At 42.7% G+C, this 913-nt stretch carries 1 protein-coding gene; it reads left to right on the top strand.

Annotated elements, in window-relative coordinates:
* Positions 1-435: 435 nt before the first annotated feature.
* A partial coding sequence (locus ACS8FC_RS15595) for an alpha/beta fold hydrolase (RefSeq protein WP_439297439.1) occupies positions 436-913 on the top strand: 478 nt, incomplete at its 3' end.

Below are 913 nucleotides of genomic sequence, written 5' to 3' on the forward strand. Positions count from 1 at the left end.
TCAATGTCTTTCCTTTTGCGCCATTCAAGTGGGCTTTGATTTATGATAAAAATGCGTCTTAGGACAGAGGGTAGGTAACGAACTTGAAGCTGATCGCATAAAAACGCTTATTATAAATGACAATGCCCGTGCCATTTTTATTAGAACGGTAAGCAAACCACGTGCTGACATAAGCCCTAGTACGAAATGTGTTACTAACGTTGTTACTGTCCTTTTGAAGTTATATCTTCTATGAGGCCAGCTTGGTTTTTACTGATTATAAAATTCTGATGGACATAAGAACTCTGAAAAGTATGACGCTGATTTGACTACAAAGTAAGAGATTTATAAATATAAAGCCGCATTTATCGTTAGAATCATAGCGTAGATACTTTTTATACTATAGTTGATCCAAGTTAAGAGTGGATTGACTGTATTTCTAACAAGGATGTTTCGATGACACTAAAACGTTTAAGCCTTGTCGCCCTATTTAGTCTTTCCGTTGTAGCCTGCACCACCGCGCCCAATACGCTTGCGGTGAATGCCACCCAAAAGCTGATACAGTTCGAGCGCAATAAAGCCAAGCTTGAAAAAAAGGTGTTGACGCTGGCTTCTGGCGATACCATGACCTATCTAGAAGGTGGCAATATTAACGGCGAGCCGTTACTGCTCATCCATGGGTTTGGGGCAAACAAAGACAACTTTACCCGTATCGCTAGAGAGCTGAGCAATTATCATCTGATCATTCCAGACTTGCTGGGTTTTGGTGAGTCTAGTAAACCGATACAAGCTGACTATCGCGCCGACGCTCAGGCACAGCGTTTACATGAGCTGCTACAAGCAAAAGGGGTCGCGTCTCATATTCATATCGGTGGTAACTCAATGGGCGGTGCCATCAGTGTTGCTTATGCCGCCATGTATCCTGATAGCGTGG

The organism is Psychrobacter sp. 1Y4 (assembly GCF_051847555.1).